General features: G+C 69.3%; 17 protein-coding genes. 12 read left to right on the top strand and 5 right to left on the bottom strand.

Going from position 1 to position 20,881, the window contains the following annotated elements; all coding sequences use genetic code 11:
• The first annotated feature begins 114 nt into the window (after positions 1-114).
• On the top strand, positions 115-288 hold the full coding sequence (locus tag R0232_RS00935) for a hypothetical protein (RefSeq protein WP_177239347.1): 174 nt from the start codon (positions 115-117) through the stop codon (positions 286-288).
• 28 nt (positions 289-316) lie between these two features.
• Here R0232_RS00935 and R0232_RS00940 read toward each other — a convergent pair whose 3' ends face one another.
• Positions 317-1,297, bottom strand: coding sequence for a LysR family transcriptional regulator (locus R0232_RS00940; protein WP_093343834.1), 981 nt, complete (start codon positions 1,295-1,297; stop codon positions 317-319).
• 102 nt (positions 1,298-1,399) lie between these two features.
• Here R0232_RS00940 and R0232_RS00945 point away from each other — a divergent pair, with 102 nt between their 5' ends.
• A complete protein-coding gene (locus R0232_RS00945) occupies positions 1,400-1,945 on the top strand; it encodes a hypothetical protein (RefSeq protein ID WP_093344175.1) in 546 nt (181 codons plus the stop codon).
• Between the two features lie 85 nt (positions 1,946-2,030).
• Here the strand turns inward: R0232_RS00945 and R0232_RS00950 are convergent, their stop codons facing one another.
• The 3 genes from R0232_RS00950 to R0232_RS00960 form a co-directional block, all read right to left on the bottom strand.
• Positions 2,031-3,881 (bottom strand): phosphoenolpyruvate carboxykinase (GTP), encoded by a 1,851-nt coding sequence (locus R0232_RS00950; RefSeq protein ID WP_208511002.1) that lies wholly within the window; start codon positions 3,879-3,881, stop codon positions 2,031-2,033.
• A gap of 151 nt (positions 3,882-4,032) precedes the next feature.
• Positions 4,033-4,185 (bottom strand): hypothetical protein, encoded by a 153-nt coding sequence (locus R0232_RS00955; RefSeq protein ID WP_177239348.1) that lies wholly within the window; start codon positions 4,183-4,185, stop codon positions 4,033-4,035.
• Between the two features lie 129 nt (positions 4,186-4,314).
• A complete protein-coding gene (locus tag R0232_RS00960) occupies positions 4,315-5,514 on the bottom strand; it encodes a threonine ammonia-lyase (RefSeq protein ID WP_177239349.1) in 1,200 nt (399 codons plus the stop codon).
• A gap of 114 nt (positions 5,515-5,628) precedes the next feature.
• Here R0232_RS00960 and R0232_RS00965 point away from each other — a divergent pair, with 114 nt between their 5' ends.
• The 3 genes from R0232_RS00965 to R0232_RS00975 all read left to right on the top strand — a co-directional run bounded on the left by R0232_RS00965 (position 5,629) and on the right by R0232_RS00975 (position 11,105).
• The gene (locus tag R0232_RS00965; protein ID WP_208511003.1) at positions 5,629-7,953 is read left to right on the top strand and encodes an ATP-binding protein; all 2,325 of its coding nucleotides are present in this window, start codon (positions 5,629-5,631) and stop codon (positions 7,951-7,953) included.
• A 131-nt stretch (positions 7,954-8,084) separates the two neighbouring features.
• Positions 8,085-9,656, top strand: a complete 1,572-nt coding sequence (locus R0232_RS00970) for a S41 family peptidase (protein ID WP_431510971.1) — start codon at positions 8,085-8,087, stop codon at positions 9,654-9,656.
• Positions 9,657-9,914: 258 nt separating this feature from the next.
• Positions 9,915-11,105: a nucleoside hydrolase gene (locus R0232_RS00975; protein WP_431510972.1), complete on the top strand. Its 1,191-nt coding sequence runs from the start codon at positions 9,915-9,917 to the stop codon at positions 11,103-11,105.
• A gap of 27 nt (positions 11,106-11,132) precedes the next feature.
• Here the strand turns inward: R0232_RS00975 and recQ are convergent, their stop codons facing one another.
• Positions 11,133-13,007, bottom strand: a complete 1,875-nt coding sequence (recQ, locus tag R0232_RS00980) for a DNA helicase RecQ (RefSeq protein ID WP_431510973.1) — start codon at positions 13,005-13,007, stop codon at positions 11,133-11,135.
• 373 nt (positions 13,008-13,380) lie between these two features.
• On the opposite strand from recQ, the gene R0232_RS00985 reads away from it, so the two are divergent.
• From R0232_RS00985 to R0232_RS01015, 7 genes are all read left to right on the top strand, one after another.
• The gene (locus R0232_RS00985) at positions 13,381-14,343 is read left to right on the top strand and encodes an ABC transporter substrate-binding protein (RefSeq protein ID WP_431510974.1); all 963 of its coding nucleotides are present in this window, start codon (positions 13,381-13,383) and stop codon (positions 14,341-14,343) included.
• A gap of 43 nt (positions 14,344-14,386) precedes the next feature.
• Positions 14,387-15,262, top strand: coding sequence for an ABC transporter permease (locus R0232_RS00990; protein ID WP_431510975.1), 876 nt, complete (start codon positions 14,387-14,389; stop codon positions 15,260-15,262).
• Positions 15,263-15,267: 5 nt separating this feature from the next.
• Complete coding sequence (locus tag R0232_RS00995; protein ID WP_208511007.1) at positions 15,268-16,056, top strand: ABC transporter ATP-binding protein; 789 nt, start codon at positions 15,268-15,270, stop codon at positions 16,054-16,056.
• Between the two features lie 4 nt (positions 16,057-16,060).
• Positions 16,061-16,840: a histidine utilization repressor gene (gene hutC / locus R0232_RS01000; protein WP_208511005.1), complete on the top strand. Its 780-nt coding sequence runs from the start codon at positions 16,061-16,063 to the stop codon at positions 16,838-16,840.
• A gap of 64 nt (positions 16,841-16,904) precedes the next feature.
• Positions 16,905-18,470, top strand: a complete 1,566-nt coding sequence (hutH, locus tag R0232_RS01005) for a histidine ammonia-lyase (protein WP_413761855.1) — start codon at positions 16,905-16,907, stop codon at positions 18,468-18,470.
• A 53-nt stretch (positions 18,471-18,523) separates the two neighbouring features.
• The gene (gene hutU / locus R0232_RS01010; RefSeq protein WP_431510976.1) at positions 18,524-20,257 is read left to right on the top strand and encodes a urocanate hydratase; all 1,734 of its coding nucleotides are present in this window, start codon (positions 18,524-18,526) and stop codon (positions 20,255-20,257) included.
• Positions 20,258-20,259: 2 nt separating this feature from the next.
• Positions 20,260-20,841 carry a HutD/Ves family protein gene (locus tag R0232_RS01015; RefSeq protein ID WP_431510977.1) on the top strand — a complete coding sequence of 194 codons (582 nt, stop codon included), beginning with the start codon at positions 20,260-20,262 and terminating at the stop codon, positions 20,839-20,841.
• Positions 20,842-20,881 lie beyond the last annotated feature (40 nt).

Below are 20,881 nucleotides of genomic sequence, written 5' to 3' on the forward strand. Positions count from 1 at the left end.
CTAGGTGGATCAGCCTATGCGTATCACGCATAGATATGGTATTTTTTAACTAGGGTTAACCCCTAATCTATAGGGCATCAACCACTGCAGCGCAGCCAAGAGCCGCGCACCATCATGTTCAGCCTCATTGCCCAAGTGGCACGTTTCTTCCGTTCCTCCGCCAATTCTGCGCCGGCCAGCCACGCCGCGGCGCTGATGGAAAGCGCCGATGTGCGCGCGGGCCTCGACGCCCACCACGCGCAGGAACTGCGCGGCGCGGCAGCCGCCTGGCTGCGCGTCGTTCGCTGACCCGCGAGCGATTCCACCGCCGGGCGTTTCAGCCCGGCACCTGCTGCCCGAGTATCGAGCCCGCGAAAGCGGCCGCCGCCGAGCGCAGCAGCGATTGCCGCAGCCATTCGTGCGAATGGGCGTGCTGGGCGCGCCGGTGCCAGATGGCATCCACGTGCACCGGCGGCTGGTCGAAGGGCAGGTCGCGCAGCACGAGCTGGTCGCCGATGCCCGTGACCGTCACGAAATGGCGCGGCAGCACGGTCAGCAGATCGGTGGTCGCGACCACTTGGCCAGCCGTGAAGAACTGGTTCACCGTGACCACGATGCGCCGCTCGCGCCCGAGCGCGCCCAGCGTCTGGTCGATGAAGCCATAGGGCCGGCCCGAGAAACTCACCAGCAGGTGCCGCGCGGCGCAGTAGTCGTCGAGCGTGAGCGGCCGTTCGGCCAGCGGATGGCCGCGGCGCATCACGCACACGTACTGGCCCAGGTACAGCCGCTGGGTCTCGAAGGGCACGCCCACGCCCGACTGGCCGCGCGCCGCGAGGCTCGCGATCACGGCCGGGAAATAGCCGATCGCCATGTCGACCTCCTCGTGCTCGAGCATGCGGCGCGGGTCGCGCGTGGTCAGCGGCAGCACCCGCATCGAAATGCCCGGCGCCTCGGTCTCGGCGATCCGCACCAGGCCCGGCATCAGCTCGGCCGCGGTGGCATCGGCCATCGCCAGCAGGAAGGTGGTGTCGGCGGTGCCGGCATCGAACTCGCCTGGCGCCAGCGTGTGCTGCAGCTGGCGCAGCGCGTCGCGCACCGTGGGCCACAGTGCCAGCGCGCGCGGCGTGGGCTCCACGCCGGCACCGGCGCGGCGCACCAGCTCGTCGCCCAGCACCTCGCGCAGTCGCCGCAGCGCATTGCTCACCGCCGGCTGCGTGATCGACAGGTTGCGCGCGGCGCGCGTGAGGTTGCGCTCCGCCATCACCTCGTCGAAGACGCGAAGCAGGTTGAGGTCGAGTGTGCGGAAATTGACGTCCATCAGTCTTGTGAATGATAAACATCAGAAAGATAAAGTGGAAACTTACTAGGGCAAACCCTAATATCGAGGCATCGGAAATAGAAACACGCCTTGGAGGGCACCATGACCAGCTTCATTCACGTCGACCAACCCACCGTCCACCCCGGCGTCCAACGCGCCGAAGTCCTGTTCGGACACCTGAAGGCCGCACGCGGCGGCAACAGCGCCCGTCCGCTGATCCTGCTGCTGATCGTCGCCATCGTCTCGGCGGTGCTCGTGGTGGCCGACACCATCGTCGCCCACTGGGACGAAGGCGCGCTGCTCGCGGCCTGGGCCCTGGTCTGCGCCGGTGCCTTCGCGGTCATCGCCCTGTTCGCCGGCTCGCTGGCCAACGGTGCCAACAAGCTGGGCGCGCTCTGGCTCGCCGCCGCACAGCGCCGCGCTTCGGCCCGTGCCGACGCCCGCTTCCTCGACACCGCGCAAAGCGACCCGCGCGTGATGGCCGAACTGCAAGCCGCCGTCTGGCGCCAGCAGTCCGAAGGCACGGCGAGCGTGGCCGACGTGGCCAGGATCGACGCGCTGGCCGGTGCCGCCGCCCGTACGCAAGCGGCCCGCATGCCCACGCTGTACGAAGCGATGCGCCGCATGAACAGCTCGCGCTACTACTGATCGGAGCGGGCGATCGCGCCCACGAAAAAGCCGCCCTCGGGCGGCTTTTTTGCGTCTGGAACGCCCCTCGCGGGGCGCTTTGGCATCAGGCCGCGAGGCGCTGCTCGATCGCCGCCTTGGTCGCGGGCAGTTCCTTCGGCAGGTGATGGGCCAGTTGCTCGAACAGCTCGTCGTGCAGCTTGAGTTCGGCCTGCCAGGCGGCCTTGTCGATGCTGGTGACGGTGGCGAACTGCTCGGCGCTGAAATCCAGGCCGGTCCAGTTGAGGTCCTCGTAGCGCGGGCTCACGCCGGTGATGTGGTCGACGCCGTCGGCCTTGCCTTCGATGCGGTCGATCATCCACTTGAGCACGCGCATGTTCTCGCCGTAGCCGGGCCAGACGAACTTGCCGTCGGCGCCCTTGCGGAACCAGTTGGTGGTGTAGATGCGCGGTAGCGTGGCGCCCGAGGCCTGCAGCTTCTTGCCCAGGTCGAGCCAGTGCTGGAAGTAGTCGCTCATGTTGTAGCCCATGAACGGCAGCATCGCGAACGGATCGCGGCGCACCACGCCCTGCTGGCCGGCGGCCGCGGCGGTGGTTTCCGAGCCCATGGTCGCGGCCATGTAGACACCCTCGACCCAGTTGCGGGCCTCGGTCACCAGCGGCACGGTGGTCGAGCGGCGGCCGCCGAAGATGAAGGCGTCGATCTTCACGCCCTTCGGATCGTCCCAGGCGTCGTCGAGCGCGGGGTTGTTGGTGGCGGCCACGGTGAAGCGCGCGTTCGGATGGGCGGCCTTGGCGCCGGTTTCCTTGGCGATCTGCGGCGTCCAGTCCTTGCCCTGCCAGTCGATGCAGTGCGCGGGCGCGTCGCCCATGCCTTCCCACCAGACGTCGCCGTCGTCGGTCAGCGCCACGTTCGTGAAGATCACGTCGCGGTCGAGGCTGGCCATGCAGTTCGGGTTGGTCAGGTCGTTGGTGCCCGGGGCCACGCCGAAGTAGCCGGCCTCGGGGTTGATGGCGCGCAGGGTGCCGTCGGCCTGGGGCTTGATCCAGGCGATGTCGTCGCCGATGGTCGTGACCTTCCAGCCGTCGAAGCCGGCCGGCGGGATCAGCATCGCGAAGTTGGTCTTGCCGCAGGCGCTCGGGAAGGCGGCGGCCACATGGTGCTTCTTGCCCGCGGGGCTGGTCACGCCCAGGATCAGCATGTGCTCGGCGAGCCAGCCTTCGTCGCGGCCCATGTTCGAGGCGATGCGCAGCGCGAAGCACTTCTTGCCCAGCAGCGCGTTGCCGCCGTAGCCCGAACCGAAGCTCCAGATCTCGCGCGTCTCGGGGTAGTGGACGATGTACTTGGTCTTGTTGCAGGGCCAGGCGACGTCCTTCTGGCCGGCCTCGAGCGGCGCGCCCACGGTGTGCACGCAGGGCACGAACTCGCCGTCGGCGCCCAGCACCTCGTACACGGCCTTGCCCATGCGGGTCATGATCTTCATGTTGACCGCGACGTAGGGGCTGTCCGACAGTTCGATGCCGATGTGCGCGATCGGCGAGCCCAGCGGGCCCATGCTGAAGGGTACGACGTACATCGTGCGGCCCTTCATGCAGCCGTCAAAAAGAGGCTGCAGAGTGGCACGCATCTCGGCCGGGGCCATCCAATTGTTGGTGGGGCCGGCGTCTTCCTTGTTGGCGGAGCAGATGTAGGTGCGGTCCTCGACGCGCGCCACGTCGCTCGGGTCGGAGGAGGCGAGGAACGAGTTCGGGCGCTTGGCGGGGTTGAGCTTCTGGAAGGTGCCGGCGTCCACCAGCTGCTGGCAGAGACGGTCGTACTCTTCGTTGCTGCCGTCGCACCAGTAGATGGATTCGGGTTTGCACAGCGCGGCCATCTCGGCCACCCAGGCAATCAGCTTGGCGTTCTTGACGTAGGCGGGCGCCTGAATGCCAAGGCCCTTCGTCGTGGGTGCGTTCATCGGAAATCTCCTAAGTTGAAAAATCGTCTTTCCGAACGGTGCGCCACGCCGCGGGGGGCGTGGAGGTCCGTTTGAGAAAACGTTTCGGCTCGGGAGAGGAGGATGCGTCAGCGCGGGCCGCACGACCCGCGGACGAAAGCGCAAATGCCTGTCAGGCCAGGAAGACGGCGATCGATGCCAGCAGCAGCATCAGCACGCCGCCGGCGATCGGCAGCACGAGCGGCATCAGGTGAACGATCGACTCGACCGTGTCTTGCTCGGCGGCGGCGCCATGTGCGGGCTCGACAGGAGTGGGGTGGGACATCGGAAATACCTCTGATACTTTGAATGACACGAACTGATGGCATTTTACCGGTGGGGTGCATGCCCGCGGTCTAGGGGGTTGCCAGACCCCTGGAACCAGACGTAACCGGACGAGCCGGCCCGGCCTGGCTCAGTGCTGCTCCTGCGCCTCGAAGCCCGCCGTGGCCAGCGCTTCCAGCACGCTGGCCAGGTGTTCGCGGCCGCGGGTCTGCAGCACCAGCTCGATGTCGACGTTCTGCGCCGCCAGCATGGTGAAGGCGCGCTGGTGGTGGACCTCGTCGACGTTAGCGCCCGCTTCGGCCACGGTGGCCGTGATCTGGGCCAGCGAGCCCGGCACGTCGCGCGCGCTGACGCGCACCCGCGCGAGCCGGCCGGCGCGCACCATGCCGCGCTCGATGATGGCCGCGAGCAGCAGCGGATCGATGTTGCCGCCCGACAGCACCAGGCCCACGCGCTTGCCCTTGAAGCGTTCGGGGTGCCGGATCAGCGCGGCCAGCCCGGCGGCGCCCGCGCCTTCGACCAGCGTCTTCTCGATTTCGAGCAGCATCAGCACGCCCTGCTCGATGTCGCCTTCGTCCACCAGCACCAGGTCGTCGACATGGCGCGCGATGATCTCGCGCGTCAGCACGCCCGGCGTGCCGACGGCGATGCCCTCGGCGATGGTGCTCTTGCCCTGCGGATGCTGCGTGCCCTGGACCGCGTTGACCATGGCCGGGAAGCGCGTGGTCTGCACGCCCACGATCTCGATGCCGGGCTTGAGCGCGCGCGCGGCCACGGCCATGCCCGCGATCAGGCCGCCGCCGCCGACCGACACCACCAGGGTGTCGAGCTCGGGCTCGGCCGCGAGCATCTCGAGCGCCACCGTGCCCTGGCCGGCGATGATGGCCTCGTCGTCGTAGGGATGCACGAAGGCCAGGCCCTCGCGCTGGGCCAGTTCGACCGCGTGGGCGCGCGCCGCGTCGAGCGTGTCGCCGTACAGCACCACCTCGGCGCCGAAGCCGCGCGTGCGCTCGATCTTCACGCCGGGCGTGAAGCGCGGCATCACGATCAGCGCGCGCAGTCCGAGCCGCTGCGCGTGATAGGCCACACCCTGTGCATGGTTGCCGGCCGACATCGCGATCACGCCGCGGGTGCCGCTCTCCGACAGGTCGACCAGCTTGTTGCAGGCGCCGCGCTCCTTGAACGAGGAGGTGAACTGCAGGTTCTCGAACTTGAGGAACACCTGCGCGCCCACGATCTCCGACAGCGTGCGCGATTCCACGCAGGGCGTGTCGAGCACCTGTCCCGCGAGGCGTGCCGCGGCGCGGCGTATTTCTTCGATTTCGACCATGGCGCGCATTGTGGACGGAATCGGACACCAGGGTTTTTACCCTTTCGGCGTCTTCCCGAAGCCAAAAGTCTGCGTTATGGTCTGGCCGGTAATTCCCTCTCTGGAGGTCGTCCGATGGTCAAGCGTGCGGGTGTCGATGTGGTGGCTGCTGCGGTTCGCGGGCAGGCATTGCCGTCGCCCGGTCTCAAGGAAGCACCGGTGCTCGAGCTCATGTGCTCGCACTTCGTGCTCACGCTCGCCGCCAAGCAGGGGCCGCGCTTCAACGTGCGGCGCGACATCAACGGCCTGCTCTCGCTGACCGGCCGCCACCTGGTGTGGCCGGCCGCGGTGCTGCAGCGGCTGCGCGAATTCCTCGGCCGCCGCTGCACCGGCAACGAAGCCTGGAAGGGCATCGAGAACCTCGACGGCCGTACGCTGCTCGAGCGCCACGGCGTCTGGCGCGGCCCGTACGAGGAAGGCACGCTGTTCTTCTACCTCGACGAGTACGCGAAGGACCAGCCCAAGGACCTGCTCTCGGTGCTGGCCGTCACGCGCGACTGGCTCACGCATGCGCTGCGCAAGCAGTCCACGCTGGTCGAGAAGAACATCGATGCGCTCGCGGGCCTGCTGCAGCTCAACAAGGCCGAGCGCGCGCTGCTGCTGTACGGCACGCTCGCGCGCTACCAGCGCGACCTGCGCTCGCTGCTGGTCGAGTTCAAGGTCAACAACGCGCCCGAGGCCTATGCCGCGATCGCCGACATCGCGGGCGTCAACGCGAGCGAGGTCGGCGAGGCGCTGCGTGCCGGCTCGCGGCTCGAGCGCATCGGGCTGGTCGAGAACCTGATCTCCGAACACAACATCACCGACCTCGCCGACCTGATGAAGGTCAGCGAGAAGCTGCCGCCGGTGCTGATGCGCGAGTACCGCGACCACAACGAGCTGATGGCCGTGTTCACGCGGCCCTCGGCCAAGAGCGCACTGCTGCCGAACGACTTCTCCTTCGTCGACGAGGAGGTGCGCGTGCTCGTCACGCTGCTGCGCGCGGCGGTCGCGCGCAAGGAGCTGGGCGTGAACGTGCTGCTCTACGGCCCGCCCGGCACCGGCAAGACCGAGCTCGCCAAGGTGGTGGCGCAGGCCGCGGGGCTCGAGCTGTTCGAGGTCGAGTACGCCGACCGCGACGGCAATTCGCTGTCGGGCCGCGACCGCTACCGCTCGCTGCAGATCGCGCAGGTGTTCCTCAAGGGCAGCGCCCAGGCCGCGCTGCTGTTCGACGAGGTCGAGGACGTGTTCCCGCCGATCAGCACCGAAGCCGCGCAGTACATGGCGCGCGCCGAACAGATTCCCGCGCCGGCCAACGGCAGCGTCAGCGGCAAGGCCTGGGTCAACCAGATCCTCGAGGCCAACCCGGTGCCCACGCTGTGGGTCACCAACCGCATCGAGCAGATCGATCCCGCGTTCCGCCGCCGCTTCGCCTACCACCTCGAGCTCAAGTCGCCGCCGCCGGGCGCGCGCGAGCAACTGGTCAAGAAGACGCTCGAGGGCGTGACGGTGTCCGAGGCCTTCACCGCCAAGCTGGCCGAACGCAAGGGCCTGACGCCGGCGCAGATCCGTACCGCGGTGCGTTTCGCGGGCCTGGCCCGGACCGACGGCGCCTCGGTCGAGGCGCTGATCGAACGCCAGCTGCGCAACGCCGACCTCGCGCTGGGCACCAGCGACACCGGCCGCGGCGAGCGCCGCACCGTGACCACCTACGACCTCGACATGCTCAACGTCGAGACCCGTTTCGAGATCCCGCGCATCGTCGAGGCGCTGAAGGCGCGCGGCCACGGCACGCTGTGCTTCTACGGCGCGCCCGGCACCGGCAAGACCGCGCTCGCCGAGCACATCGCCAAGGCCATCGCGCGGCCGCTGATCGTGCGCCAGGCCAGCGACCTCATGAGCAAGTACGTCGGCGAGACCGAGCAGAACATGGCCGCCATGTTCCGCGAGGCCGAGAGCGAGAAGGCCGTGCTGCTGCTCGACGAGGCCGACAGCTTCCTGCAGGACCGCCGCGGCGCCCAGCGCACCTACGAGGTCACCGAGGTCAACGAGATGCTGCAGGGCATGGAGCGCTTCAACGGCATCTTCGTGTGCACCACCAACCTGCTCGAGCGGCTCGACCAGGCGGCGCTGCGGCGCTTCACCTTCAAGATCAAGTTCATGCCGCTGACCGCGGCGCAGCGCGAGCGCATGTTCGTGACCGAGGCGCTCGCGGGCGACGCGTCGCTGCTCACGGGCGAGGTCCGCGCGCGGCTGGCGCAGCTTTCGCAGCTGTGTCCCGGCGATTTCGCGGCGGTGAAACGGCAGACCGATATCCTGGCGACCGAGTTCTCGGCGGCCGAATTCCTCGACCAGCTCGAGGCCGAGCACCGCATCAAGCCCGAAGTGCGCGAATCGCGCGGCATCGGCTTCGTGCAGTAGCGGCCCCGCGCCGCCGCCGGGGCGCAGCAAGAAAAAAGGCGGAAGGGAAGCCGCCAACAGGCCGGGAGACACGCTCTTCCGGGTTCCAGACGTCCGCCCGCGTTCGCGGGCCCGCATGAGGGAGATGTTCGATGAGGTTTCGCAACGCAGGCCGCGCGCGGCAACACGCCGGGGCTTCGACCCCCTGGGCCCTGGCCGGTGCCCTGGCCTTCGCGGGGCTGCTCGCCGGTTGCGGCGGTGGGGGCGGCGGCGGAGGCGGTGGCCTGCCGTTCATTCCGGGCCCGGGCGGCGGCACGCCCGGCGACGACGACGCGATCGTCGCCTCCTCGAGCGTGGCCGGCCAGTGCGCGGCGCCGCGCGGCGGCATCAACCCGGCCACCGGCATCGGCTACCCCGACCGCGCCGGTTCGCTGGCGATCGAGAAGCGCTGGGTGCGCGCCTGGATCGACGAAACCTACCTCTGGTACAACGAAGTGCCGACCACGCTGAAGGCGGCCGACTACGCGACGCCGGTGGCCTACTTCAACGTGCTGAAGACCCCGCTCACCACGTCCTCGGGCCGGGCCAAGGACCGCTTCCACTACATCTACGACACCGAGGTCTACCGCCAGCTGTCCGAGGCCGGGGTCTCGGCCGGCTACGGCATCGAGTTCGCATTCGTGCGCAACTCGCGTCCGCGCGACCTGCGCGTGGCCTTCACCGAACCGAACTCGCCGGCCGCCAACGCCGGCATCGCGCGCGGCGCCAAGATCCTCGAGGTCGACGGCATCAGCGTGGTCAACAGCACCAACACCACCGCCATCAACAACGCGCTCTCGCCCGACGACCTCGGCGAGTCGCACAGCTTCAAGCTCGAGGAGGCCGGCGGCGCCACGCGCACCGTCACGCTGACCTCGGCGCGGATCACGCGCACGCCGGTGCAGAACGTGAAGACCGTCGACACGCCGAGCGGGCGCGTCGGCTACCTGCTGTTCAACGACCACATCACGACCTCCGAGGCGCAACTGATCTCGGCCATGAACAAGTTCCAGGCCGACGGCGTGCAGGACCTGGTGCTCGACATGCGCTACAACGGCGGCGGTCAGCTCAACATCGCGAGCCGGCTCGCCTACATGGTGGCCTCGCCGGCCGCGACCGCGGGCAAGACCTTCGAGCGGCTGGCTTTCAACAACAAGAGTCCGTTCGGCTTCCAGCCGCCGCTGCCTTTCCTCGGCACCTCGCGCAACAGCCAGCCGCTGCCGCAGCTCGGCCTGTCGCAGGTCACGGTGCTCACCAGCCCCGACACCTGCTCGGCCAGCGAGTCGGTCATCAACGGCCTGCGCGGCGTGGACGTCCGGGTCAACCTCGTGGGCGGCGCCACCTGCGGCAAGCCCTATGGCTTCTATCCGCAGGACAACTGCGGCACCACCTACTTCGCGATCCAGTTCCAGGGCGTGAACAACAAGGGCTTTGGCGACTACGGCGACGGCTTCACGCCCAACTGCACGGTGGCCGACGACTTCGCGCATGCGCTGGGCGACCCGAGCGAGGCCCGCTTCTCGGCCGCGCTCGCGCTGCGCAGCACCGGTAGCTGCCCGGTGCCGGTCGCGGCCGCGGCGCGCGCCGCACCGGGGCTCGAGAAGGCGGAGGCGGCGCCGGACGCGGGTCCGACGCTGCTGCTGCGCTCGCCGCTGCGCGAGAACCGGTTGATCGAGACCGACTGATCCACCGGCCGGCGCCGCTTCGCCGGCGCTTTCCTGCCGAACCGACAACGGGCCCGACGGGCCCGTTTTCACGTGTCCGAGCGCGCCCGCCGCGCGCCATCCGCCTCGCGGAAAACCCCTAGGCCACAGGCCTTGCCAGTGCCGTGCCCTCGCGCCCAGAATTTGGCAAACGTTTGCGCAAACGTTTTCTTTCGAGCGTCCGTTCGACGGCTTCCCCCTGAAAAGACACCACTATTCCAAGGAGAGAGAGAAATGCAGATGCCCAGAAGACGATGGATCGTGTCGGCCCTGTCGGCCGCGGTGCTCACCGCCTGCGGCGGCGGTGGCAGCAACGGCTTCGCGTTCGTGCCGACCGGCAGCGCGCCGCCGCCGCCCCCACCGCCGCCTCCGCCGCCACCCCCTCCGCCGGCGCGCAAGATCATCATCGACAGCGACTACAACACGATGAGCGACGATGGCCAGCTCGGCGCCATGGCCGCGCAGCTGCAGGCCGAGGGCAAGGTCGACGTGCTGGGCATCAGCGTGGTGTCGGGCAACAAGTGGCTGCGCCAGGGCGTGGCCGAGGCGCTGAAGTCGGTCGAGCGGCTCGGCGTGGGCGATCGCATCGGTGTCTACGTGGGCGAGAACTACGCGCTGAACCACACCAAGGCGGACATCGACGCCGAGATGAAGGCCGGTGCCGGCGGCGACGGCTACCTGGGCGCCTGGAGCTCGCCCGAGCCCAAGAGCGACGCCGACCTGGTGCCGATCCCCGACGGCTTCGCCACCCACACCAAGGTGCAGGCCAAGGGCGCGGTCGACTTCCTGATCGATGCCATCAAGGCGAACCCGAAGGAGGTCAGCATCCTCGCGATCGGCCCGCTCACGAACATCGCGCTGGCCGCCAAGCGCGCGCCCGAGATCGTGCCGCTGATCAAGGAGATCATCTACATGGGCGGCGCGGTCCACGTGGCCGGCAACACGACGAAGACGGCCGAGTTCAACTGGTGGTTCGATCCCGATGCGGCGCAGTACGTGGTGCGGCTGCCGATCCCGCAGGTGGTGCTGCCGCTGGACGTGACCGACACCGTGCTGATGACCAAGGCCATCTACGACAAGATCGCGCACCCGGCCACGCCCACGCCGGTCACCGAGGTCTTCCGCAAGGAGTGGTTCGCGGATTCGTTCGAGACCAAGCCGGGCTACACCTCGAACATCTGGGACACGCTGACCATCGCCTACCTGCTCGACCCGAGCTACGCGACCGAGGTCAGCGAGGAGTACGTCGACGTGATCGCCAAGCCCGGCGATCCCGAGAACGGCCGCTCGGTCGGCTATGCCACGCCGCCCGCGGGCGTGCCGCTGCAGAAGATGAAGGTGGTGAAGAAGTTCGACAACGCGCGCTTCTACGACCTCTACGTCGACCTGCTCACGCGGCCGGTGCCGGTGAAGCTGCCGGTCGCGAACTGAGGCCGTAGCGCGCGGTGGGTGGGCCGGCTAGAAGGCCGAGCACACCCGCAGCACCTCGCTGCCGTAGGCCTCGAGCTTCTTCGTGCCGATGCCGCTGATGCCCTTCAGGTCCTCGAGCGTGGCCGGTGCCCGCTCGGCGATCGCGGCCAGCGTGGCGTCGTGGAAGATCACGTAGGCCGGCAGGTTGTGCTCGCGCGCCACCTCGGCGCGCCAGGCCTTGAGCGCGTCGAAGCGCGACTGGCCCTGCGCGTCGAGCGTGGCCGCGGCCGGCGAGGGCGCGCCGCGCGCAGTCTTCTCGCGCCGTGCCTTGCCGCCGCGCGCCGTCGGCGAGGAGATCGACTCGCGCAGCGACACCGTGGTCTCGCCGCGCAGCACCGCGCGCGAGCCCTCGGTGAGCTTGAGCGTGTTGTAGGCCTCGGCGTCGACCGCCACCGCGCCGATCGCGATCAGCTGGCGCAGCACGCCGCGCAGCTGCACCTCGCTGAACTCCGCGCCGAGCCCGAAGGTGCTGATGCGCTCGTGGCCGAACTGCTTGACCTTCTCGGTCTCCTTGCCGCGCAGGATGTCCATCACGTGGCCGGCGCCGAAGCTGATGCCGCTTTGCTGCTGCACGCGGTAGACGGTGGACAGCAGCTTGCGCGCCGCGTCGGTGCCGTCCCAGACCTGCGGCGGCGCGATGCAGTTGTCGCAGTTGCCGCAGGGCGTGCTCTGCTCGCCGAAGTAGCCCAGCAGGCGCACGCGCCGGCAGTCGCTGGCCTCGGCCAGCGAGAGCAGCGCGTCGAGCTTGCCGCGCATCACCTGCTTGAATTCCTCGCCGGCCGGGCTCTCGTCGATCATGCGGCGCTGGTTCACCACGTCCTGCAGGCCGTAGGCCATCCAGGCCTGGGCCGGCTCGCCGTCGCGGCCCGCGCGGCCGGTCTCCTGGTAGTAGCCCTCGATGTTCTTGGGCATGTCGAGGTGGGCGACGAAGCGCACGTCGGGCTTGTCGATGCCCATGCCGAAGGCGATGGTGGCGCACATCACGATGCCTTCCTCGCGCAGGAAGCGGTCCTGGTGCGCCTGGCGCACCGAGGCGTCGAGCCCCGCGTGGTAGGGCAGGGCGTTGATGCCCGCGTCGCGCAGCGCCACCGCCACGTCCTCCACGCGCTTGCGCGACTGGCAATAGACCACGCCGGCATCGCCCTCGTGCTCGCGCTCGATGAAGCGCAGCAGCTGCGTGGTGGCTTCCTTCTTCTCGACGATGGTGTAGCGGATGTTCGGCCGGTCGAAGCTCGAGACGAACTGTTGCGCCTGCTCGAGCTGCAGCCGCTCGACGATGTCGGCGCGCGTGAGCGCGTCGGCGGTGGCGGTCAGCGCGATGCGCGGCACGCCCGGGTAGCGCTCGTGCAGCACGGTCAGCGCGCGGTACTCGGGACGGAAGTCGTGGCCCCACTGGCTCACGCAATGCGCCTCGTCGATCGCGAACATCGACAGCTTGCCGCGCGCGGCCAGCGCATCCATCAGCTCGAGGAAGCGCGGCGTGGTCACGCGCTCGGGGGCGGCGTACAGCAGCGTGACCTCGGCGCGCGCCATGCGGCGCTCGACGTCCTGTGTCTGCTGCCAGTCGAGCGTGGAATTGAGGAAGGCGGCGTCCACGCCGGCCTCGTGCAGCGCGCCGACCTGATCGTGCATCAGCGCGATCAGCGGCGACACCACCACCGCGATGCCGCGCCCGGCGCGCTGGCGCGCGATCGCGGGGATCTGGTAGCACAGCGACTTGCCGCCGCCGGTGGGCATCAGCACCAGGGCGTCGCCGCCGCCGGTCACGTGATCGACGATCGGGGCCTGCGGGCCGCGGAAGGCGGCGTAGCCGAAGACCTCGTGCAGGATCTGCGCGGGGTCGGCGGAAGGTGAATTGGACAAGGCGGCGGGCTGGGTGGCGACGGAAGGGGTCGATTGTCGCCGCAGCGCAGCACGCGCGCCGCCGCGGTCGCGGGGCCGGGCGCGACCGCCCGTCGGCCTGGGTGCCAAGCCTGGCTGGCACGCCGTTTGCAAGCGGTCGGCATTCGCTTGAAACGCCTGTATAGACAGCATACTGGTGCATGTGTCGGGCGGTCCGCACCAATACAAGGTGCGCTCCGTGCCGGCTTGCACCGTTCTCGCCGCGGCTTTTTCGGGTTATCCTGTATATACAGGGGTGTTCAGGCGAATGACACTGCGGCCGCGCACCACGGAAAGCTCCGACGGGCGCTGCCAGCCGATTCAATTGACGCTTCACACGAACAGGAGGGCCTCGATGGCCAAGACAGTCGCAAAGATCGCCACGCTGCTGGCAGCCGGTGCATGTATCGCGGGCGCGGCCGGAGGCGCCGCCGCCCAGACCAAGATCACGCTCGGCATGTCGGGCTGGACCGGCTTCGCGCCGCTGTCGCTGGCCGACAAGGCCGGCATCTTCAAGAAGAACGGGCTCGACGTGGAGCTCAAGATGATTCCGCAGAAGGACCGCCACCTCGCGCTGGCCGCGGGCGCGATCCAGTGCGCCGCCACCACCATCGAGACGCACGTGGCCTGGAACGCCAACGGCGTGCCGATCGTGCAGATCTTCCAGATGGACAAGTCCTACGGCGCCGACGGCATCGCGGTGCGCAACGACGTCAAGAGCTTCTCCGACCTCAAGGGCAAGACCGTCGGCGTGAGCGCGCCCGGCACCGCGCCTTACTTCGGCCTGGCCTGGATGCTGTCGAAGAACGGCATGAGCATCAAGGACGTGAAGACCGTCTCGCTCGAGCCCCAACCGGCCGCGCAGGCCTTCGTCGCGGGCCAGAACGATGCCGCCATGACCTACGAGCCCTACCTGTCGACCGTGCGCGCCAACCCGCAGGCCGGCAAGATCCTCGCGACCACGCTCGACTACCCGATGGTGATGGACACCGTGGGCTGCGCGCCGACCTGGCTCAAGGCCAACGCCAAGGCCGCGCAGGCGCTGACCGACTCGTACTTCGAGGCGCTCGAGATGATCAAGTCCGACCCGGCCAAGTCCAACGAGCTGATGGGCAGCGCGGTCAAGCAGAGCGGCGAGCAGTTCGCCAAGTCCTCGGCCTACCTGCGCTGGCAGGACAAGGCGGCGAACCAGAAGTTCTTCAGCGCCGAGCTGACCCAGTTCATGAAGGAGTCGGTGCCGATCCTGCTGGAGGCCGGCGTGATTCGCAAGGCGCCCGAGGACCTGACCGCGACCTTCGACGCGAGCTTCATCAAGTAAGCCACCTCAACGCATAACGACGAAGCGCCACGCATCGCCCGCCATGGAAGCGACGACCGTCATCCCCTCCGCGCCAGCCGCTCCCGCGGCGGCCTCCGTTCCCCCCGCCGCCGTGCGCGTGGCTGCCGCGCGGCGCCGCCGCGCGATGGCCCCGCTCGAACCCGTGAGCCCGCGTGCGCGCTGGATGCTCGGCGTCGGCTTCTTCGTGCTGTTCTTCGCCGTCTGGGCCTTCTTCACGCTCGGCGGCTTCGTCTCGCCGACCTTCCTGGCCAGCCCGGTCACGATGCTGCGCGAAGGCTGGCTGCTGTTCACCGAGTACAACTTCATCCAGGACATCGGCATGACGGTGTGGCGCGTGGTCGGCGGCTTCGTGCTGGCCTCGGTCATCGCGGTGCCGCTGGGCATCGCGATGGGCGCCTACAAGCCGATCGAGGCCTTCCTCGAGCCCTTCGTCTCGTTCTGCCGCTACCTGCCGGCCTCGGCCTTCATTCCGCTTCTGATCCTCTGGGCCGGCATCGGCGAGAGCCAGAAGCTGCTGGTGATCTTCATCGGCTCGGTGTTCCAGGTGATCCTGATGGTGGCCGTGACCGTGGGCAGCGCGCGCAAGGACCTGGTGGAGGCCGCCTACACGCTGGGCGCCAGCAGCCGGGGCATCGTGCGCCGCGTGCTGATCCCGGGCGCCGCGCCGGGCATCGCCGAGACCCTGCGCCTGGTGCTGGGCTGGGCCTGGACCTACGTCATCGTGGCCGAGCTCATCGGTTCCTCCTCGGGCATCGGCCACATGATCACCGACAGCCAGGCGCTCCTGAACACCGGCCAGATCATCTTCGGGATCATCGTCATCGGCGTGATCGGCCTCGTGTCCGACTTCGCCTTCAAGGCGGTCAACCGCCGTCTCTTCGCCTGGAGCACGCTGTGAGCACCATCGTCAAGCCGGCCCAGTTGTCGATCCATGGCGTCTCGCGCACCTTCACCGGCACGCGCGGCCAGCGCACGCAGGCGCTGCTGCCGGTCGACTTCGAGGTGCGCGAGAACGACTTCGTCACCATCCTCGGCCCCTCGGGCTGCGGCAAGTCCACCCTGCTGCGCATCGTCGCGGGGCTCGACTTCCCGACCACCGGCGAGGTGCTGCTCGACGGCCAGCCGATCGAGGGCCCGGGCGCCGACCGCGGCGTGGTGTTCCAGAGCTACACCCTGTTCCCCTGGCTCACGATCGCGCAGAACATCCGCTTCGGCCTGCGCGAGCGCGGCATGAGCGAGGCCGAGCAGAAGGAGCGCAGCGAGTTCTTCATCGCCAAGGTCGGCCTGCGCGGTTTCGAGCACCACTATCCCAAGCAGCTCTCGGGCGGCATGCAGCAGCGCACCGCGATCGCGCGCGCGCTGGCCAACGACCCCAAGATGCTGCTGCTCGACGAGCCCTTCGGCGCGCTCGACAACCAGACCCGCGTGCTGATGCAGGAACTGCTGCTGGGCATCTGGGAGTCGGCGCAGAAGACGGTGCTGTTCGTCACGCACGACATCGACGAGGCCATCTTCATGGCCAACCGCGTGGCCGTGTTCAGCGCCCGGCCCGGCCGCATCAAGACCGAGATCGCGGTCGACTTCCCGCATCCGCGCCACTACACGATCAAGACCTCGCCCGAGTTCATGGAGATCAAGGCCCGGTTGACCGAGGAGATCCGCGCCGAATCGATGGCGGCGGCGGAGCATTGAGACCATGAAGCGCGACCTGCCGTCCTCCGCACCCAGCCCCGCCGGCGCGCCCGCGGCCGCGCCGTCGCTCGCGCTCTACGCGCAGGTCAAGGACCACATCTCGCGCAAGATCCAGGACGGCACCTGGCCGCCCGGCCACCGGCTGCCGTCCGAGCACGAGCTGGTGGCGCAGTTCGCCATCTCGCGCATGACCGCCAACCGCGCGCTGCGCGAACTCTCGGAGCAGGGCCGCATCGTGCGCGTGGCCGGCGTGGGCAGTTTCGTGGCCGAGAACAAGCCGCAGTCCACGCTGCTGCAGATCGCCAACATCGCGAGCGAGATCCGCCAGCGCGGCCACGACTACCACTGCGAGTTCATCGCGCTCGAGCGCATCGCCGCCTCGCCCGACATCGCCGTGTGGCTCGACCTGCGGCCCGGCGAGTCGGTGTTCCACACCGTCTGCCTGCACCTGGAGAACGGCACGCCGGTGCAGATCGAGGACCGCTACGTCAATCCGCGCGCCGTGCCCGAGTTCCTCGACCAGGACTTCTCGGTCGTCTCGCCCGGCGAGTACCTGGTGCGCAACGTGCCCTTCGACCAGATCGAGCACGTGGTCGACGCGGTGCTGCCCACCGCCGAACAGGCCGAGCGCCTGGACATGCCGCCGGCCGACCCCTGCCTGCTGCTGACCCGCCGCACCTGGACCCGCGACCTGCCCGTGACGCTGGTGCGCTGCCTGCACCCGGCCTCGCGCTACCGGCTCGGCAGCCGCTTCCGCGTCGACGGCAACCAGGCCTTCGGCTGAATCCACGTACGCCATTCCGGCCTTCGATTTTTTTCGCACCTACTTGTATATACAGGATCGCACCATGAAGCTTGCTCCCAACGCCGCCACCGAACCGCTCGTGCTCTCGCCCGGCGAGGTCGACCTGCCCGCGCTGCGCCGCATCCATGCGGGCGGCGCGCGGCTCGAGCTCGCCGGCGCCGCGCGCGCCGGCCTGCTGGCCGCCCAGGCCACCGTGCGCCGCATCGTCGAGGCCGGCGAGGTGGTCTACGGCATCAACACCGGCTTCGGCAAGCTCGCGCAGACCATCATTCCGCCCGAGCGCCTGGCCGAGCTGCAGCGCAACCTCGTGCTCTCGCACAGCGTCGGCACCGGCGTGCCGCTGCCCGACGGCGTGGTGCGGCTGGTGCTCGCCACCAAGGCCGTGAGCCTGGCGCGCGGCCATTCGGGCGTGCGGCCCGAGATCGTCGATGCGCTGCTCGCGCTGTTCAACGCGGGCCTGCTGCCGCGCATCCCGAGCAAGGGCTCGGTCGGCGCCTCGGGCGACCTCGCGCCGCTGGCCCACATGGCCTGCGTGCTGATCGGCGAGGGCGAGGTCGGCACGCCCGAGGGCGAGACCATCGGCGGCACCGAAGCCATGCGCCGCATCGGCCTCGCGCCCTTCGTGCTCGGCCCCAAGGAAGGCCTGGCGCTGCTCAACGGCACGCAGGTGTCGACCGCGCTCGCGCTGGCGGGCCTGTTCGGCGCCGAGGACGTGTTCGCCGCCGGCCTGATGGCGGGCGCGCTCTCGCTCGAGGCGATCCAGGGCTCGATCAAGCCCTTCGACGAGCGCATCCATGCCGCGCGCGGCCAGCCGGGCCAGATCGCGGTGGCGGGCGCGGTGCGCGCGCTGCTCGAGGGCAGTGACATCGTGCCCTCGCACGCCGACTGCGGCCGGGTGCAGGACCCGTACTCGATCCGCTGCGTGCCCCAGGTCATGGGCGCCTGCCTCGACAACCTCGCGCATGCGGCGCGGGTGCTGCGCATCGAGGCCAACGCGGCGTCGGACAACCCGCTGGTCTTCAGCGACACCGGCGACGTGATCTCGGGCGGCAACTTCCACGCCGAGCCCGTGGCCTTCGCGGCCGACATCATCGCGCTGGCGGTGAGCGAGATCGGCGCCATCTCCGAGCGCCGGCTCGCGCTGCTGCTCGACTCGGGCCTCTCGGGCCTGCCGCCCTTCCTGGTGCGCGATGGCGGCGTCAACTCCGGTTTCATGATCGCGCAGGTCACGGCCGCGGCGCTGGCCTCCGAGAACAAGTCGCTGGCCCATCCGGCCAGCGTCGACAGCCTGCCGACCTCGGCCAACCAGGAAGACCACGTGTCGATGGCCACCTTCGCGGGCCGCCGCCTGGCCGAGATGGTCGACAACACCGCGGTGGTGGTCGGCATCGAGGCCATGGGCGCCTGCCAGGGCATCGAGCTCAAGCGCAACGCCGACAGCCCGCGCAGCTCCGCGCTGGTCGAGGCCGAGTTCGCCGCCATCCGCGAGCGCGTGGCCTTCATCGAGCAGGACCGCTTCATGGCGCCCGACGTGGAAGCCATGCGCCTGTGGGCCCGCCGCGGCGACTGGGCCGCGCCGCTGGCCGCCGTGCTGCCGAGCCGCGCTTGAACCTCCCCCCGATTCCTCGTCCGACCTTCCTTGCCAACGAAAGGACTCCCGCCATGAACGCACCCGACAAATTCATCGCCGCCAACGCTGCCACCGGTGCCGATCCGCGCCACGACCCCACGCGCGTGATCCGCGCCCCGCGCGGCAGCCAGCTGAACTGCAAGAGCTGGCTCACCGAGGCGCCGTTCCGCATGCTGCAGAACAACCTCGACCCCGAGGTGGCCGAGCGGCCGCAGGACCTCGTGGTCTACGGCGGCATCGGCCGCGCCGCGCGCAACTGGGAATGCTTCGACCAGATCCTCGCCTCGCTGAAGGAGCTCGAGGACGACGAGACCCTGCTGATCCAGTCGGGCAAGCCGGTGGGCGTGTTCAAGACGCACGAGAACGCGCCGCGCGTGCTGCTCGCCAACTCGAACCTGGTGCCGCAGTGGGCCAACTGGGAGCACTTCAACGAGCTCGACCGCAAGGGCCTCTTCATGTACGGCCAGATGACGGCCGGCAGCTGGATCTACATCGGCAGCCAGGGCATCGTGCAGGGCACCTTCGAGACCTTCGTCGAGGCCGGCCGCCAGCATTACAACAACAGCCTCGCGGGCAAGTGGATCCTCACGGCCGGCCTCGGCGGCATGGGTGGCGCGCAGCCGCTCGCGGCCACGCTCGCGGGCGCGGTCTCGCTCAACATCGAGTGCCAGCAGTCGAGCATCGACTTCCGCCTGCGCACCCGCTACGTCGACAAGCAGGCGCGCGACATCGACCATGCGTTCGAACTGATCAAGCAGCACTGCGACGCCAAGGAAGCGGTGTCGATCGCGCTGCTGGGCAACGCGGCCGAGATCCTGCCCGAGCTGGTGAAACGCGCGAAGGCCGGCGGTCTCAAGCCCGACCTCGTGACCGACCAGACCTCGGCGCACGACCTGATCAACGGCTACCTGCCCGCGGGCTGGAGCGTGGCGCAATGGCAGGCCGCGATGAAGGACGAGTCGCAGCATGCCGCGCTCAAGAAGGCGGCCGCGCAGTCGTGCGCGGTGCACGTGCAGGCCATGCTCGACTTCCAGGCCATGGGCATCCCGACCGTGGACTACGGCAACAACATCCGCCAGGTGGCCTTCGACGAGGGCGTGAAGAACGCCTTCGACTTCCCCGGCTTCGTGCCGGCCTACATCCGGCCGCTGTTCTGCGAGGGCAAGGGCCCGTTCCGCTGGGTCGCGCTCTCGGGCGATCCCGAGGACATCTACAAGACCGACGCCAAGATCAAGGAGCTGTTCCCCGAGAACACCCACACGCACCGCTGGCTCGACATGGCGCGCGAGCGCATCAGCTTCCAGGGCCTGCCCGCGCGCATCTGCTGGCTCGGCTTGGGCGAGCGCCACAGGGCCGGCCTGGCCTTCAACGAGATGGTGAAGTCGGGCGAGCTCAAGGGCCCGATCGTGATCGGCCGCGACCACCTCGACACCGGCTCGGTCGCCAGCCCCAACCGCGAGACCGAGGCCATGAAGGACGGCACCGATGCCGTGAGCGACTGGCCGCTGCTCAACGCGCTGCTCAACACCGCGGGCGGCGCCACCTGGGTCAGCCTGCACCACGGCGGCGGCGTGGGCATGGGCTACTCGCAGCATTCGGGCGTGGTGATCGTCTGCGACGGCACCGATGCGGCCGCCAAGCGCATCGAGCGCGTGCTGTTCAACGACCCCGCCACCGGCGTGATGCGCCATGCCGACGCGGGCTACGACATCGCCGTGGCCACCGCGAAGAAGCAGGGCCTGAAGCTGCCGATGATCAAGGGCTGAGCATGGCCGGCGGCACGCAGCGCTTCTCGCGCGCCACCTTGCCCGTGATGCCGTGGAAGAACGGCGGCGGCACCACGCAGGAGATCGCCTGCTGGCCGGCCGGCGCCGGGCTCGAGGACTTCGGCTGGCGCGTGAGCATCGCCAGCATCGCGCAGGCCGGGCCGTTCTCGCGCTTCGCGGGCATCGACCGCAGCATCATGCTGCTCGAGGGCGACGGCGTGCGGCTGCGCTCGGCCGACGGCACCATCGACCATCCGCTCGACGCGCCGCACCGGCCCTTCGCCTTCAGCGGCGACATCGCGCTCGATTGCACGCTGCTGGGCGGCGCCTCGAGCGATTTCAACGTGATGACCCGTCGCGGCGCCTGGCGCGCCGAAGTGCGCGTGCTCGACGGCGCCACCGCGCTAGCGGCCGCGCCGCACGGCGTGCTGCTCGCGCTGCGCGGCGGCTGGCGGCTCGATGCCGGCGGCGCGCCGTGCCGCGAGGGCGAGGGCCTGTGCTGGTCCGATGCGCCGCGCGCCTGGCAGATCGAGCCCGAGGACGCGACGGCACGCCTCGTGGCCGTGCGCATCGTTCCCGCTTGAATCATGAAATACCAACAGCCGGACGCAGAGGACGCGAAGA

It is taken from the genome of Variovorax sp. DAIF25, from assembly GCF_050711835.1.
Taxonomy (GTDB): domain Bacteria; phylum Pseudomonadota; class Gammaproteobacteria; order Burkholderiales; family Burkholderiaceae_C; genus Variovorax.

Excerpts from the sequence above, each read along its gene's own strand:
- R0232_RS01015 (WP_431510977.1), top strand. The coding sequence starts at position 20,260 with ATGGCCGGCGGCACGCAGCGCTTCTCGCGCGCCACCTTGCCCGTGATG.
- R0232_RS00935 (WP_177239347.1), top strand. The coding sequence starts at position 115 with ATGTTCAGCCTCATTGCCCAAGTGGCACGTTTCTTCCGTTCCTCCGCC.
- R0232_RS00960 (WP_177239349.1), bottom strand. The coding sequence starts at position 5,514 with ATGGTCGAAATCGAAGAAATACGCCGCGCCGCGGCACGCCTCGCGGGA.
- R0232_RS00945 (WP_093344175.1), top strand. The coding sequence starts at position 1,400 with ATGACCAGCTTCATTCACGTCGACCAACCCACCGTCCACCCCGGCGTC.
- R0232_RS00975 (WP_431510972.1), top strand. The coding sequence starts at position 9,915 with ATGCCCAGAAGACGATGGATCGTGTCGGCCCTGTCGGCCGCGGTGCTC.
- R0232_RS00955 (WP_177239348.1), bottom strand. The coding sequence starts at position 4,185 with ATGTCCCACCCCACTCCTGTCGAGCCCGCACATGGCGCCGCCGCCGAG.
- R0232_RS00970 (WP_431510971.1), top strand. The coding sequence starts at position 8,085 with ATGAGGTTTCGCAACGCAGGCCGCGCGCGGCAACACGCCGGGGCTTCG.
- R0232_RS00950 (WP_208511002.1), bottom strand. The coding sequence starts at position 3,881 with ATGAACGCACCCACGACGAAGGGCCTTGGCATTCAGGCGCCCGCCTAC.
- hutC (WP_208511005.1), top strand. The coding sequence starts at position 16,061 with ATGAAGCGCGACCTGCCGTCCTCCGCACCCAGCCCCGCCGGCGCGCCC.
- R0232_RS00990 (WP_431510975.1), top strand. The coding sequence starts at position 14,387 with ATGGAAGCGACGACCGTCATCCCCTCCGCGCCAGCCGCTCCCGCGGCG.
- hutU (WP_431510976.1), top strand. The coding sequence starts at position 18,524 with ATGAACGCACCCGACAAATTCATCGCCGCCAACGCTGCCACCGGTGCC.
- R0232_RS00965 (WP_208511003.1), top strand. The coding sequence starts at position 5,629 with ATGGTCAAGCGTGCGGGTGTCGATGTGGTGGCTGCTGCGGTTCGCGGG.
- R0232_RS00985 (WP_431510974.1), top strand. The coding sequence starts at position 13,381 with ATGGCCAAGACAGTCGCAAAGATCGCCACGCTGCTGGCAGCCGGTGCA.
- R0232_RS00940 (WP_093343834.1), bottom strand. The coding sequence starts at position 1,297 with ATGGACGTCAATTTCCGCACACTCGACCTCAACCTGCTTCGCGTCTTC.
- hutH (WP_413761855.1), top strand. The coding sequence starts at position 16,905 with ATGAAGCTTGCTCCCAACGCCGCCACCGAACCGCTCGTGCTCTCGCCC.